The sequence below is a fragment of the Leifsonia sp. KNZ13-11D genome (assembly GCF_056754895.1).
On record NZ_JBPGWU010000001.1, the window covers coordinates 1,438,822 to 1,453,348 of the forward strand.

A 14,527-nucleotide genomic window follows, 5' to 3' on the forward strand; every position below is an offset into this window, starting at 1 on the left:
TTCTCCGCCGAGGTGCACGTCGTTGCGGTCGACACGCCGTGCGACCGCACAACAACGTGCACTTCGGCGACGGGGAAACCGCGGGTCAGCGGGAGAGGCGGCGCACCCAGGCCTCGACGGCGTCGGGGGTGCGCGGGATGGCCGCCGAGAGGTTCTCGGCGCCGTCGGCCGTCACGAGGATGTTGTCCTCGATCCGCACGCCGATGCCGCGGAACCGCTCCGGCACCGTCAGGTCGTCGGGCTGGAAGTACAGCCCCGGCTCGATGGTGAACACCATCCCGCGCTCCAGCACCCCGTCGAGGTAGAGCTCGCGCCGCGCCTGCGCGCAATCGTGCACGTCGAGGCCCAGGTGGTGGCTCGTGCCGTGCACCATGTAGCGGCGGTGCTGCTGGTTGTCCGCCTCCAGCGCCTCCTCCGCCGTCACCGGCAGCAGCCCCCACTCGGCGGTCTTGCGCGCGATGACGGCCATCGCGGTCGCGTGGATCTCGCGGAAGCGGATGCCCGGGCGCACGATCGCGAACGCCGCGTCCGCCGCCTCCAGCACCGCCTCGTAGATCAGGCGCTGCGTCTCGCTGAACGTCCCGTCGACCGGGAACGTGCGCGTGATGTCCGCGGTGTAGTAGCTGTCCAGCTCCACACCGGCGTCCATGAGGATGAGGTCGCCGGGCACCACGGGTCCGTCGTTCCTGGTCCAGTGCAGGATGCACGCGTGCGGTCCGCTCGCCGCGATCGTGTCGTAGCCGACCGCGTTGCCATCGGCGCGCGCCCGGCCGTTGAAGACGCCCTCCACCAGTCGCTCGCCGCGCGGGTGCGCGGTGATCCGGGGCAGGTCCGCGATGACGTCCTCGAAGCCGCGGGCGGTCGCGGCGACCGCGGCGCGCAGCTCGCCGACCTCGAAGTCGTCCTTGATCAGCCGCAGCTCGGAGAGGTCGCGGGCGAGCTTGTCGTCGTCGGTGTGGTCCTCGGGGTCGAGCTCACCGCCGGCGCCGTCGGAGGCGTCGGCGCCCGTCCCCAGCAGCAGGCGGGCCGCATCCACCTCGTCGGTGATCGCCCGGTCCGCCTCGCGCAGCACGATCGTGTCGCCGTCCACCGCGTCGAGTACGGCCTGCAGCTCGGCAATGCCCCGGGTGGGGAGATTCAGGTCGCCCGCGACCTGCGCGAGCGACGGGCGCGGGCCGATCCAGAACTCGCCGATCTCGGGATTCGCGTAGAACTCGTCCGAGTCGCGCCCGGCGCGCTCGCGGAAGTACAGGGTCGCGTCGTGACCGGACGCGGTCGGCTCGAGCACGAGCACGCTGCCGGGCTCCGAGTCGGAGCCCCAGCCGGTGAGGTGCGCGAAGGCGGAGTGCGCGCGGAACGGGAAGTCGGTGTCGTTCGACCGCTGCTTCAGCCGGCCGGCCGGGACGATGAGCCGCTTGCCCGGGAACAGCTCCGAGATCCGCGCACGACGGGCCGCCGCGTACGCGGCCTGCCGGCGGGCACCCGGGACGATCTCCGGCCGGTCCGCCCATCCGCTCCCGATGTACTCGCGGAACGCGTCCGACCCGGGGGTCGTCGAGCGGTTCTGGGTGGCGCGGGGCGCCTGGTCGGCCGTGACGTTGGTGGACTGCGACATGCCGACCATTCTTCCACTCCTAGGATGGTGAGCATGGCTGATGCGCGACGGTTCCGCGGCCCCGTCGACCTGCACACGCACTCGAGCGTCTCGGACGGGACCGAGACCCCGGCCGAGCTGGTCCGCGCCGCTGCGGCAGCCGGTCTCGGGACGGTCGCGATCACCGACCACGACTCGACCGCCGGCTGGGCGGATGCGGCGGCCGAGTCCTCCCGCGTCGGCGTCACGGTCATCCCGGGCATGGAGCTGTCCACGCGCATCGAGTTCGCCAGCGTCCACATGCTCGGCTACCTGTTCGATCCGACGAACGAGCCGCTCACGGCCGAGACGCTGCGCATCCGGGATGGGCGGATGCGCCGTGCCGAGGACATGGTCCGGCGCATCTCGGAGGATTACGACATCACCTGGGACGACGTCCTGGCGCAGGCGACGGAAGGCGCGACGGTCGGACGGCCGCACATCGCCGACGCGCTCGTCGCCCGCGGGCTCGCGTCCGACCGCAGCGCCGCCTTCGCCGGCATCCTGCACTGGCGGAGCGGGTACTTCCAGCCGCACTATGCGCCGGAGCCGCTCACCGGCGTCCGCCTGATCCGCGGTGCGGGCGGGCTGCCGGTGCTCGCGCATCCTGCGACGGGAGGCCGCAGCCGCGTCATCCCCGAGGACCGGCTGCGCCGCCTGGTCGACGCCGGACTGTTCGGGCTGGAGCTCGACCACCGTGAGAACACCGCCGACGGCGTCGCCCGGCTGCGCGAGCTGGCGAACCGGTACGGCCTCCGGATCACCGGGTCCAGCGACTACCACGGTGCCGGCAAGCCCAACCGGCTGGGCGAGAACACCACCGACCCCGAGGTGGTCGACGCGATGATCGAAGAAGCGACAGGCGCGGCGCCTTTCTACGCTCCATGACGATCGGCCCGTACCCTGGACCCCGGACGGGGGAGAAGCGAGGTGCACGGGTGAGACGGTTCTGGCGAGGATCCGCAGTGGCTGCCGCCCTGACGGCTGCTCTGGTCATCGCGGGAGGCGCTGCCCCCGCCAGCGCGGACAGCTACCCGTCGTGGGATGACGTGCAGGCCGCCAAGAACAACGCAGCGGCCGCCCAGGCCGAGGTGGATCGCATCAACGGCCTGCTCCAGAGCCTCCAGACCGCGGCAAACGCCGCGGGCGACCTCGCGGTCAAGCGCCTCGGGGAGTACGGCACGGCCGAGGCGGCGCTTCAGACGGCGACCGCGAAGGCGCAGGACCTGGCCCAGCGCGCGCAGGCGGCCGGGGCGAAAGCCGACGAGCTGAAGGCGCAGAGCGGCACGCTCGCCGAGCAGCTCACCCGGGCGGGCACCTCCTCCGTGTCCCTGCGGCTGTTCCTCAGCCCGAACGCCTCGCGGTCCGATTCGCTGCTCTACCAGCTGGGCGCCGTGGCCAAGCTGGCGGACCGCTCCAGCGCCTTGTTCGCCCAGGCGAACGCGCAGAAGAACCTGGCCGCCTCGCTGAGCGCACAGGCGGCGGCGGCGCAGACCATCCGCGATCAGCTCGCGACAGCCGCCAAGAAGGCGCTCGACGTGGCCACGGCGGCGAAGCAGGCGGCGGATGCGCAGCTCGCCGACCAGAAGCAGCACGCGAACACGCTCTACGCGCAGCTGGCATCGCTGAAGAACACCGAGGCGTCGGTCGAGCAGAAGTACGCCGAGGGCGTCGCGGCGGCACAGGCCGCCCAGCAGGCCGCCAACTCCGGTGGCGGGTCCGACGGCTTCGCGCCTCCGCCCGGCATGGTGGTCGACCCGGCTGCAGCGCAGGCGTACGCCTCGAGCCGCCTCTCGGCCTTCGGCTGGGGCCAGGACCAGATGGGGTGCCTGATCAAGCTCTGGAACCACGAGTCGGGCTGGCGCGCCGACGCCTACAACACCTCGAGCGGCGCCTACGGCATCCCGCAGGCGCTGCCGGCCAGCAAGATGGCGAGCGCGGGCCCCGACTGGATGACGAACCAGAACACCCAGGTGAACTGGGGCCTCGACTACATCAACCGCGCGTACGGATCCCCCTGCGCCGCCTGGAACTTCGAGATGAGCCACGACCCCAACTGGTACTGACCCGCTGTCACTGATCGCCCCCCTTTCGCCGAAGTGCACGTTGTTGCGCGGTCGCACGGCGTGTCGACCGCAACGACGTGCACTTCGGCGAATGGACGGACGCGGTCAGCTGGCGGGGGTCGCGGGGGAGCCGCCGCGCGAACGGCGGCGACGCCGGCGCGGCGCGCTGTTGCCGTCGCGGTGCTGCGAGCCGCCGCCGTCGTGCGTGCCCGCGGCGGCCTTCTGCTCTGCGCCCTCGGACGCCTGGCCGCCCTCGGCCGGCGCCTCGGGCGCGCCACCCGGGGCGGACCCGCCCGACCCGCCCGTACGGCGCCGACGGCGGCTGCCGGAGCGCTCGGACGCCTCCGGGCCGCTCGAGTCGGTGCGGCCGCCGCGCGGGGTCTCCGGCGCCTTGACCGCCGGCGTGGACTTCAGCCGGCCCTTGGCGCCCGCCGGGATGTCGAGGTCGCTGAACAGGTGCGGCGACGACGAGTAGGTCTCGGTCGGCTCGGGCTGGCCGAACTCCAGCGCCCGGTTGATGAGGGCCCACTTGTGCAGGTCCTCCCAGTCGACGAAGGTCACGGCGATGCCGGTCTTGCCCGCACGGCCGGTGCGGCCCGCACGGTGCAGGTAGGTCTTGTCGTCGTCCGGGATGGTGTGGTTGATGACGTGCGTGACGTCGTCCACGTCGATTCCGCGCGCCGCGACGTCCGTGGCGATGAGGATGTCCTTCTTGCCGGCCTTGAACGCGGCCATCGCGCGCTCCCGCTGCTCCTGGTTCAGGTCGCCGTGCACGGCCGCCGCATTGAAGCCGCGGTCGTTCAGCTCCTCGACCAGCTTGGCGGCGGCGCGCTTGGTGCGCGTGAAGATGACGGTCTTCCCACGGCCCTCGGCCTGCAGGATGCGCGCGATCACCTCGTCCTTGTCGAGCGAGTGCGCCCGGTAGACGAGGTGCTTGATGTTGGCCTGGATCTGGCCCTCGTCCGGGTCGGTCGCGCGGATGTGCACCGGGCGCGTCATGAACCGGCGCGCCAGTGCGACGATCGGGCCCGGCATCGTGGCCGAGAAGAGCATGGTGTGACGGGTCGGGGAGGTCTGCGCGAAGAGCTTCTCGATGTCGGCGAGGAAGCCGAGGTCGAGCATCTTGTCGGCCTCGTCGAGCACCATCTCCTGCACATTCGCCAGGCTCAGCAGGCGCTGGCCGGCGAGGTCGAGGAGCCGGCCCGGGGTTCCGACGACGATCTGCGCGCCGCCCTTGAGCTGCGCGATCTGGCCCTCGTACGCCTTGCCGCCGTAGATGGCGGCGATGGAGGTCGGGCGGCCGGCGGCGGCGGTCTCGAGGTCTTCGTAGACCTGGATGGCCAGCTCGCGGGTCGGCACGACGACCAGGGCCTTCACGCCGGGCGCCGGGTCCGGGCCGAGCCGCTGGATCAGCGGGAGGCCGAAGCCGAGCGTCTTGCCGGTGCCGGTCTTGGCCTGGCCGATGATGTCCTGCCCGGTGAGGGCGAGGGGGATGGTCTGCGCCTGGATGGGGAACGGCTCGATGATGCCCTTGGCCGCGAGCGCGTCCACCATGTCCTGGTCGATGTTGAGTTCGGAGAAAGTCACTGGTGCGATGCCTGTCGATTCGATGGGAGGGTCCACGCCCTGTTCTCTGTCGCAGGCGTGAGGCCGTCGATCCTGCGCCGACGGCGTGACCAGCCTACTGGACTGTCCCGATACACTGCTGAGCGTGTCGACTTGGTTCACCCGTCGCCGGCCCTCCGGCGAGCTTCCGCGCCTGACCCCTCGGTCGCGCCCGGTCGCGACGGTGCGCGTCGACCTGCACGAGGTCATGCCGGACCTGCTGCCGTATCTGGGTCAGGCCGCCTACCTGCAGCTGGAGCAGTTCGAGACGCTGTCCCGGGTCGCGGCCGAGGCCGACGACCTGCGCGCGAAGGGGCTGGTCTCGGCCGCCGCCGGTCACGCGCTCTCGAAGCACCAGGGCATCGTGGCGGAGATCCGCCGCCGCGGCGACGACCCGGCGGCGGCGATGGAGCCGTTCGCGGTCGAGATCGAGGGCTTCAGCGCGCTCATCGTCGGTGCGGACTGGCGCGAGACGCTGCTCTCGGCTCTGGTGACCGGCGGCCTCCTGGACGACTTCTTCATCCGGCTCGCGGCGGGTCTTCCCGGCGACGTCGGCCCGCGCATCGCTCACCTGCTGGGCTCGGAGTCCGGCCAGGAGGGGGTGCTGGAGGTGCTCCGCACCGAGATCGGCGCGGACCCGCTGCTGGGCTCGCGCCTGGCGATGTGGGGCAGGCGGCTGGTCGGCGACACGCTGCTCGTCGCGCGATCGGCACTGCACCTCTCGGGCAACCGGGCCACCGACGAGGAGCGGATCGAACCGATCTTCACCGAGCTGATTGCAGCCCACACCCGCCGGATGGACGCCCTCGGCCTCACCGCCTGAGGGGCTCCCGCTCCGACACATTCGTCACGAATGCGCCCTCAGCGCGGGCGAGAGGCGACATTCGGCACGAATGTACGCGGAGCCACCGCGGAACATTCGTCACGAATGCGCGCTCAGCGGGTGCGAGAGGCGACATTCGGCACGAATGTCAGCGCGCGATGGCGCCCTTCGCGAGCGAGTGCAGCATGCGGGCGTCGCCCGCGGTGCGCAGGCGGCCGATCAGGAGGTCGGCGACCGCCACGATGAGGGCGGTGCCGAGCAGCGTGATCCACCAGATCCAGCCGCCGTCCCACTTCAGCCCCGCCCAGGTCAGGGCGACCCAGAGGACGGACGCCGACACGACGCCGACAGCCGGAATGAGCACGGAGCCGTGCGTGTGCCGGTTCGGCAGGAAATAGCGGCCGGCGAGTCCGATGATGGCGCCGCCGAGGACGACGAAGAGCAGTTCCACGAGAGGGAGGCTAGCCGACGAAGCCGATCCGGCGGGATTCCTCGGTGCCGAGCTCGACATACGCGATGCCCGCGACCGGCACGACGTAGAGGCGGCCCTTGTCGTCGGTGAGCTTGAGCACACCGCCGCCGTCGGTCAGCGCCGTCTCCACCTGCTGCGTGAGCTGCTCGGCCGGCTGCGACGACTCGAAGCTGAGCTCGCGGGGGGCGTTGACGATTCCGATGCGGATCTCCACGTTTGGTGCCTTTCGAGTCTGACCGGCGGGTGTGAGTTCAGACTACGGCACACGGCTCGCGGCCCTCGCTCGCGTTCTCTGTCGGCGGACGCCGATAGCGTGAAAGCCATGACGACGCAGGGCTTCCGGATGCGCGCAGCACGGGCTGACGGCGCGGGCGTCCCGACGCTCGACACCGCGCAGGCCGAGGTGCTGAAGCTGCCCGACGAGGCCTCCGCCGCGGTGCTCGGCGCACCCGGCACCGGCAAGACCACCACGCTCGTCGAGGCGCTCGCCGAGCGGGTGCTCGGCCGGGGCTACGGCACGGACGAGGTGCTCGCGCTCAGCGCATCCCGCACCGCCGCGACAGCACTCCGCGACCGGATCGCGCTGCGGCTCGCGGTCCCGACGCAGGGCCCGCTGGCGCGCACGGCGACCTCCCTCGCGTTCCAGCTCGTCGGCGAGCGGGCGCGCCGCCTCGGCGCCGAGCCGCCGCGGCTCCTCACCGGCGGCGAGCAGGACCAGATCATCGCCGAACTGCTCAGCGGCCACATCGAGGACGGCTCCGGCCCGCATTGGCCCGAGCCCTTGGTGGAGGAGGTGCGCATCCTCCGCGGGTTCCGCACCGAGCTGCGCGAGCTGATGGCGCGCTGCGCCGAGCGCGGCGTCACCCCGTCCCGGCTCTCGGAGCTCGGCGCCATCACCGGCCGCGACGAGTGGCGCGCGGCCGCCCGGTTCATCGCCGAGTACCAGCTCGTCGTCGACAGCTATCGCGGCGGGTTCGTCGACTCGGCCGAGCTCATCGCCTCCGCCGTGACGGTCGTCCGCGAGGGCAGTTCGCTCGACCGCCTGCGCGCGGTGTTCGTGGACGACCTGCAGGAGGCCACGGTCGCCACGGTCGCGCTCCTCCGCGCCTTCGCCGACCGCGGCGTCGCTGTGGTGGCCTTCGGCGACCCGGACGTGGCCTCCACCACCTTCCGCGGCGCCGAGGCGACGGCTCTGGGGCAGCTGGAGTCGCGGCTCGGCGTCCCGGTGACCCGGTTCGTGCTCACCACCGCCCACCGGCAGACCCCCGCACTACGCGAGCTCACCGCCCGCGTCACCGAGCGGATCGGCACGGCGGCGGCCGGCGTCCAGCGCATGGCGTCCGCCGGGCGCCCCGAGCCCGAGCCGAAGACGGAGCCGGATGCTCAGACCGCATCCGCCGAGGTCCCCCGCCCGGAGATCGTCCGCCTGGTCGCCGCGTCGGCGCCGGCGGAGGCGTCCCGTCTCGCCCGGAAGCTGCGCGAGCGGCACCTCCTCGACGGCGTGCCCTGGAGCGAGATGGCCGTCGTCGTCCGCTCCGGTGCCCACGTTCCCGCACTCTCGCGCGCGCTCGCCGTCGCCGAGGTTCCGACCACGACGAGCGTCGCCGGCCGTCCGCTGCGCGACGATGTGGCCGCCCGGCAACTGGTCACGGTCGCCGGCGTGCAGCTGGGGGCGATCGAGCTCACGCCGATCGTCGCGACCGAGCTGCTGCTCGGACCGTTCGGCGGCCTCGACAGTGTGAGCCTGCGACGGCTGCGGCTGGCGCTCCGCCAGGAGGAGCTGTCGGGCGAAGGCAACCGTCCCGGCGACGAGCTGCTGGTGGAGGCGCTGCAGCATCCCGCGCACCTGGCCACGATCGACGCGGCCCCCGCCCGCCGTGCCGGACGGCTCGCCGAGACCCTGCGCTCCGGGCGCGAGAAGGCCGCGCAGGGCGCATCGGTGGAGGAGCTGCTCTGGCACGTCTGGGAGCGCAGCGGCCTCGCGGCGCGCTGGCTGGAGCAGTCGGGGCGCAGCGGCATCGTCACCGACGAGGCCAACCGGCATCTGGACGGCGTCGTCGCCCTGTTCACCGCCGCGCGGCGCTTCGTCGAGCGGTACCCCGAACGTCCCGCCTCCGACTTCGTCGTCGAGCTGCTCGGCGCCGAGGTGCCGGAGGACACCCTGGCCGCCCGCACCTCCGGGGAGGCTGTGCTGGTGTGCACCCCGAGCGCGGCCGTCGGCCGGGAGTTCGAGGTCGTGGCGGTCGCGGGCCTGCAGGAGAGCGTCTGGCCCAACCTGCGGCTCCGCGGCTCGCTGCTGCACCCGCAGGAGCTGGCCGACGCGCTGGAGGGGCGGCCGACCGAGACCGAGGACCAGCGGGCGGAGGTGCTCGGCGACGAGCTGCGGATGTTCGCGCTCGCGGTGTCGCGCTCCCGGGGCCAGGTGCTTCTGACCGCGACGGCGAACGACGATGAGCAGCCGTCGCCGTTCCTGCGGCTGGCCGGTGAACTGGCGGTGGACGACCAGGACGACCAGCTGCATCCGCTCTCGCTCCGCGGCATGGTCGGCCGGCTGCGGCGGCGCCTGGTCGCGACCGGCGCTCCGGATGCCGCCGAGGCGCTCGCCCGGCTCGCGGACGCGGAGGTCGAGGGCGCCGATCCGGCCTCCTGGTACGGGCTGATCGAGCCGTCGACCACGGAGCCGCTGGTCGACCTCGCCGACCCGGAGGCCGTGGTGCGCGTGTCGCCGTCCCGGCTGGAGACGTTCGAGAAGTCGCCGCTCGCCTGGTTCGTGGACACGATGGCCGCGTCGCCGAGCGGGCTCGCGGCGGGCATCGGCACGGTGGTGCACGCGGTGATGGAGGAGGCGAGCACCAGCGACGACCGCGACCTCAGCGTCGAGCGGCTCTGGCGCGGCATCGAGCGGCGCTGGGGCGAGCTGGAGTTCGAGTCGCCCTGGCTCGAGGAGCGCGAGCGGCGGCGCACGCGCACGCTGGCCGCGGGCGTCTCCGAGTACCTGCGCGACTTCGAGCGCGCGGGTGGCACGCTGCTGGGCTCTGAGGGGGCGTTCGAGCTGCGGGTCGGACGCGCGCTGGTGCGCGGGACGATCGACCGCGTCGAGCGCACCCCGGACGGCACAGTGGTGATCGTCGACCTCAAGACCGGCAACCGGACGCCGTCGGCGGCGGAGGCGGCCGAGCACGCGCAGCTCGGCGCGTACCAGCTGGCGATGGAGCACGGCGCCGTCGAGCAGGCGGGCGGTCTGCCGTCCGGTGGAGCGAAGCTCCTGTTCGTCGCCAAGGGCGTGCGGGGCAAGGGCTACCGCGAGGTCGCCCAGGACAGGGTGGACGAGGAGCGGCTGGACCGGCTGCGCGACCGCGTGGCGGGAGCGGCCGAGGGGATGGCGGGGTCGACCTTCGCCGGAGTGGTCGACCTGGGCGAACGCGATCCGCACGGGAAGTACGAGTACCGCATCCACCTGGTGCCTGCGGTCAGCGCGGGAGGAGCAGCATGACGGACGAAGCCACCCGCATCGACGAGGACGGCCTGCTCGAATGGGCGACCGAGGAGGCGGGCCGCGACCTCGTCGAGCAGGCGTTCTCGCTGGCCGAGGCCCACGAGGCCGGCCACGCCGACGGGGATGGGGTCGCTGCGGCGGCCGGCCGCGGTCGGCCGCGCACCGCCCTCAGCGCTGCGGCGATCGCCGAAGCGCTCGGGCTGCCCATCCCGACCCCGCAGCAGCAGGCCGTCATCGAGGCTCCGCTGCGGCCCGCGATCGTGGTCGCGGGGGCGGGCAGCGGCAAGACCGAGACCATGGCGAACCGCGTCGTGTGGCTGCTGGCCAACGGACATGTCCGTGTGCCCGAGATCCTGGGGCTGACCTTCACCCGCAAGGCGGCGGGCGAGCTCGCCGGCCGCATCCGCACCCGCATCGAGCAGCTGGTGGCCTCCGGCGTGACCGACGTGGAGTTCGACCCGTTCGAGGCGCCCGAGGTCGCGACCTACAACGCCTTCGCGAACGCGATCTTCCGCGAGAATGCGCTCCTGATCGGGCGCGAGCCGGAGTCCGCCGTGCTCAGCGAGGCGTCCGCCTGGCAGCTCGCGCGGCGCCTGGTCGTGAGCAGCACGGACGACCGGCTGGTGGAGCTCGACCGTGGCGTGGAGGCGGTGACGAGCGCCGTCGTCGGCCTCAGCCGCGCCCTCAGCGAGAACGTCGCCGACGCGGGTGAGGTGGAGCGGATGGTGGAGCAGTTCGGTCGCACCGCCGAGCTGCCGACCGGCAACGGCCGGGTGAAGGAGCTGTACGCGTCGGTGCGCTCGGCGGTCGACGCAGTCGGCGCGCTGCCGCCGCTGCTCGACCTCGCCCGCGCCTTCGCCGACGAGAAGCGGCGGCGCGGGTTCGTCGAGTACTCCGACCAGGTGGCCCTCGCGCTCGACGTCTGCGAGCGGCTGCCCGCCGTCGTCGCCGACTACCGGCGGCGCTACCGGGTGGTGCTCCTGGACGAGTACCAGGACACCTCGGTCGTGCAGACGCGCCTGCTCTCGCGGCTCTTCGCCGGGCAGCCGGTGATGGCGGTCGGCGACCCGCACCAGTCGATCTACGGGTGGCGCGGCGCGAGCGCCGCCAACCTGGGCCGCTTCTCGGCCGACTTCACGGGCAGTCGGCCCGGTGCGCCGGAGGCCGCCGACGAGTACGCGCTGAGCACCAGCTGGCGCAACCCGACCCGGGTGCTCGACGCCGCCAACGTCCTGGTCGCGCCGCTGACCGCGGCCTCGCCCGTGCATGTCGAGCAGCTGCAGCCGCGGCCCGGCGCCGTCCCCGGCGAACTCACCGCAGTCTTCGAGCAGACGGTGGCGGACGAGGCGGACACGGTCGCCCGCTGGCTGGCCGCCCGCCTGCGCGACCGCGAGGCCGACGGCTCACCGCCGAGCGCGGCACTGCTCTGCCGCTCGCTCAAGAAGATCGACGTCTTCACCGGCGCGCTGGCGCGGCACGGCGTCCCGTACCACGTGCTCGGTCTCGGCGGACTGCTCGAGCAGCCCGTCATCGCCGACCTGGTGAGCGCGCTCCGGGTGATGCACGACCCGACGGCGGGCTCCGAGCTGATCCGGCTGCTCACGGGCGCGAAGTGGCGCATCGGGCCGAAGGACATCGCGGTGCTGCGGGAGGTCGCCTCCTGGCTCGCCGAGCGCGACCACCGCCACCGGCGTCTCGACCCGGAGCTGCGCGAGCGGCTCCGCCGGTCCGTCGCGGGGGAGGAGGGCGCCTCCCTCGTCGACGCCCTCGACTTCGTGCTCGACGCGCCCGACGGTCACTCCCTGCTCGCCGGCTTCAGCCCGGCCGGCCTGGAGCGGATGCGCGACGCCGGACGCAGACTCGACCACCTCCGCTCGCGGGTCGGCCTGGACCTCCTCGATCTGGTCACGCTCGTGCAGCAGGAGCTGCTGCTCGACATCGAGGTGGCCGCCAACGAGACGGCCCAGCTCGGCCAGGCCAGTCTCGACGCCTTCGCCGAGCAGGTCGCGTCGTACCTCGCCGCCGACGACCAGGCCACCCTCGGCTCGTTCCTCTCCTGGCTGGCCGAGGCGGAACAGCGCGACAACCTGGCGCCGCGCAGCGAGGAGCCGGAACCCGGCACGGTGCAGATCCTCACCATCCACGGCGCCAAAGGGCTCGAATGGGATGTCGTGGCGGTCCCGCGCCTGGTCGACGGCGAGCTGCCCGGGCCGCCGCAGAGCCGCAAGGGCTGGCTCGCGTTCGGCCAGCTCCCGAACGAGTTCCGCGGAGACTCGGCGGAGCTGCCGGTGATCGCCTGGCGGACGGCCGAGACCCAGAAGGACGTGCACGAGTCCATCGCCGCGTTCGAGGAGGAGAACGTCGTGCGGCACCTCGACGAGCAGCGCCGGCTGATCTACGTCGCCGTGACCCGCGCCCGGCGCCGGCTGCTGCTGAGCGGCTCCTACTGGTCGACGCAGACGAAGCCCCGCGGCCCGGGCGCGTACCTGCTCGAACTCCAGGAGGCCGGACTGCTGCCGGAGGACGCCTTCCCGGACTGCGACGAGCCGGACGAGAACCCGCTCGCCCTGACCGCCTCCACCGTCACCTGGCCGCTCGAACCGCTCGGCGGCCGCCGCACCCGCGTGGAGCAGGCGGCCGAGGCGGTCCGGGGCGCGCGTGAGCAGGGCACCGGCGACGGCGGCGTCTACGCCCGCGACCTCGACCTGCTGCTCGCCGAACGGGCGCGCCGCGCGGAGGACGCCGCACTGGTGGAGCTGCCCGCGCGCATCCCCGCCTCGCGCTTCAAGGACTACGTGACCGACCCCGCCTCGGTCGCCGCCGCACTGCGGCGTCCCATGCCCGAGCGGCCCTATCGGCAGACCCGGCTCGGGACGCTGTTCCACGGCTGGGTGGAGGAGCGGTTCGGCACCCTGGCGGGGGCTGCGGACGAATTGGATGCGTACAGCGCCGAACTCGACGACCCGGCGAGCGACATCCTGGAGGCCGAGCGGTTCGCCGAGCTGAAGGCCACGTTCGAGCGCAGCGAGTGGTCGGGCCGGCGTCCCGAGGAGGTCGAGCTCGAGATCCATATCACGCTCGCCGGCCAGGTGGTGGTCTGCAAGCTGGACGCGGTCTACCGTGCCGACGACGGTGCGCACGACTACCAGATCGTCGACTGGAAGACCGGGAAGGCGCCGCGCGACGCGGAGGACCTGGAGCGCAAGCAACTGCAGCTCGCGCTCTACCGGCTGGCGTTCGCCCGCTACGCCGGGGTGGAACCGGAGCGGATCGACGCCGTCTTCTACTTCGTCGCCGACGACCGCGTGGTGCGGCCGGAGCGGCTCTACGCGGAGGAGGAGCTGACGTCGCTCTGGTCGTCGGCCACGGGCTTCATCCCGCCGGAGCGGCGGTAGCCCTCGGGCCGGTCGCCGGGGGTCCGGTCGAGCATCGCCTCCACGTCGCCCACGGCCATGATCGGGCCGGTCGCGGTCGACAGCGGGTTCATCGAGTTGCTGTGCACCCGCTCGACCAGGCCGTCGAGCATCTCGACCGCGTCGTCCACGATGGACTGGTCGCGCACCTCGCGGCCGTGCAGCAGCCAGCGCGCCACCTCCAGCTCCGCGTACAGCATGGCGCGCTGGGTGAACTGGCGGTCGGTGGCGACCTGGCGGGTGGATGCGTAGGCGCCGAGCGCGCCGTCCGTCGCGTCCGGGTTCATGGCGAGCAGCCAGTGCAGGTCGCGGGCGGGGTCGCCGACGCGCAGCGCCGACCAGCCGAGAACCGCGCTCACCACGTCGTCCTGGACGAGGAACGAGTCGGCCGTGAGCGATCCGTTGATGACGGTCGGCTGGAACTGCCAGATCGAGTGGTCCGCCGCGGCGTCGCGCCAGCGGTCGCGCAGGGCGGTCGGCAGCAGCCCGGTGGAGGCCGCCGACTCGATGACCGCGTTGGCGGCGGTCAGGCATTCGGCGGCGGACATCACGGGGAGCCCGGCCTCGCCGACGAAGGCGGTCGGGAGCGCGTGGATGGCCGCGATCGCGTGCCCGATCGAGCCGGCGAGACCGTCGCCCGGGGGCACATCCTGAACCGCGATGTGGTGACCGGGCAGGAAGTCGTAGACGACCGCGCGGGTGCCGCCGATCGGAGCCTGGCCCAGGTACCGCGGCACGTCGAACGGCAGGCGGCTGCGGATGCCGGTGGTGAGCGCCCGCAGCGCCACCAGGTCGGCGCTCTGCTCGGTCTCGGCCACCTGCGACGTGGGCACGCGCACGATGACGGTGGAGCCGTCCCTCGTCGAGAGCAGCGCGGAGTCGAAGTCGCCGGACCCGCCGGCGCTGTGGGTGCGAGCGCCGGAGACGTCGAGGTCGGGGACGGCCGAGGTGGCCAGCGCGGCTAGAGTGAGATGGGATCTGGCCATGCACCCAGGCTAATCGGGCCTCCCTGCGACGGC

Annotated in this window: 10 protein-coding genes; 5 read left to right on the forward strand and 5 right to left on the reverse strand. The window is 73.0% G+C overall.

Annotation, left to right across the window (positions count from 1 at the left end; genetic code table 11):
- Nucleotides 1–85: 85 nt before the first annotated feature.
- A complete protein-coding gene (locus ACR9Y5_RS07265) occupies nucleotides 86–1,624 on the reverse strand; it encodes an aminopeptidase P family protein (RefSeq protein WP_481297336.1) in 1,539 nt (512 codons plus the stop codon).
- 24 nt (nucleotides 1,625–1,648) lie between these two features.
- On the opposite strand from ACR9Y5_RS07265, the gene ACR9Y5_RS07270 reads away from it, so the two are divergent.
- Both ACR9Y5_RS07270 and ACR9Y5_RS07275 read left to right on the forward strand, forming a co-directional pair.
- Nucleotides 1,649–2,521, forward strand: coding sequence for a PHP domain-containing protein (locus tag ACR9Y5_RS07270; protein ID WP_481297337.1), 873 nt, complete (start codon nucleotides 1,649–1,651; stop codon nucleotides 2,519–2,521).
- A gap of 77 nt (nucleotides 2,522–2,598) precedes the next feature.
- Complete coding sequence (locus ACR9Y5_RS07275; protein ID WP_481297338.1) at nucleotides 2,599–3,699, forward strand: aggregation-promoting factor C-terminal-like domain-containing protein; 1,101 nt, start codon at nucleotides 2,599–2,601, stop codon at nucleotides 3,697–3,699.
- Between the two features lie 105 nt (nucleotides 3,700–3,804).
- Here the strand turns inward: ACR9Y5_RS07275 and ACR9Y5_RS07280 are convergent, their stop codons facing one another.
- Entirely contained in the window at nucleotides 3,805–5,286 is a 1,482-nt protein-coding gene (locus ACR9Y5_RS07280; protein ID WP_481297339.1) for a DEAD/DEAH box helicase, read from the reverse strand.
- A gap of 124 nt (nucleotides 5,287–5,410) precedes the next feature.
- On the opposite strand from ACR9Y5_RS07280, the gene ACR9Y5_RS07285 reads away from it, so the two are divergent.
- Entirely contained in the window at nucleotides 5,411–6,127 is a 717-nt protein-coding gene (locus ACR9Y5_RS07285) for a ferritin-like fold-containing protein (protein WP_481297340.1), read from the forward strand.
- Nucleotides 6,128–6,275: 148 nt separating this feature from the next.
- Here ACR9Y5_RS07285 and ACR9Y5_RS07290 read toward each other — a convergent pair whose 3' ends face one another.
- Complete coding sequence (locus ACR9Y5_RS07290) at nucleotides 6,276–6,578, reverse strand: hypothetical protein (RefSeq protein WP_481297341.1); 303 nt, start codon at nucleotides 6,576–6,578, stop codon at nucleotides 6,276–6,278.
- Nucleotides 6,579–6,588: 10 nt separating this feature from the next.
- On the reverse strand, nucleotides 6,589–6,813 hold the full coding sequence (locus tag ACR9Y5_RS07295) for a DUF3107 domain-containing protein (RefSeq protein ID WP_481297342.1): 225 nt from the start codon (nucleotides 6,811–6,813) through the stop codon (nucleotides 6,589–6,591).
- Nucleotides 6,814–6,921: 108 nt separating this feature from the next.
- Between ACR9Y5_RS07295 and ACR9Y5_RS07300 the strand changes: the two genes are divergently transcribed.
- Nucleotides 6,922–10,092 (forward strand): ATP-dependent helicase, encoded by a 3,171-nt coding sequence (locus ACR9Y5_RS07300; protein WP_481297343.1) that lies wholly within the window; start codon nucleotides 6,922–6,924, stop codon nucleotides 10,090–10,092.
- On the forward strand, nucleotides 10,089–13,490 hold the full coding sequence (locus ACR9Y5_RS07305; protein ID WP_481297344.1) for an ATP-dependent helicase: 3,402 nt from the start codon (nucleotides 10,089–10,091) through the stop codon (nucleotides 13,488–13,490). Before ACR9Y5_RS07300 ends, ACR9Y5_RS07305 begins: the two co-directional genes overlap by 4 nt.
- Here ACR9Y5_RS07305 and ACR9Y5_RS07310 read toward each other — a convergent pair.
- On the reverse strand, nucleotides 13,421–14,494 hold the full coding sequence (locus ACR9Y5_RS07310; protein ID WP_481297345.1) for a phosphotransferase: 1,074 nt from the start codon (nucleotides 14,492–14,494) through the stop codon (nucleotides 13,421–13,423). The two genes, ACR9Y5_RS07305 and ACR9Y5_RS07310, sit on opposite strands and share 70 nt — an antisense overlap.
- Nucleotides 14,495–14,527: the final 33 nt, after the last annotated feature.

Coding starts and splice junctions, on each gene's coding strand:
- ACR9Y5_RS07265 (WP_481297336.1), bottom strand. CDS start 1,624: ATGGTCGGCATGTCGCAGTCCACCAACGTCACGGCCGACCAGGCGCCC.
- ACR9Y5_RS07270 (WP_481297337.1), top strand. CDS start 1,649: ATGGCTGATGCGCGACGGTTCCGCGGCCCCGTCGACCTGCACACGCAC.
- ACR9Y5_RS07300 (WP_481297343.1), top strand. CDS start 6,922: ATGACGACGCAGGGCTTCCGGATGCGCGCAGCACGGGCTGACGGCGCG.
- ACR9Y5_RS07305 (WP_481297344.1), top strand. CDS start 10,089: ATGACGGACGAAGCCACCCGCATCGACGAGGACGGCCTGCTCGAATGG.
- ACR9Y5_RS07310 (WP_481297345.1), bottom strand. CDS start 14,494: ATGGCCAGATCCCATCTCACTCTAGCCGCGCTGGCCACCTCGGCCGTC.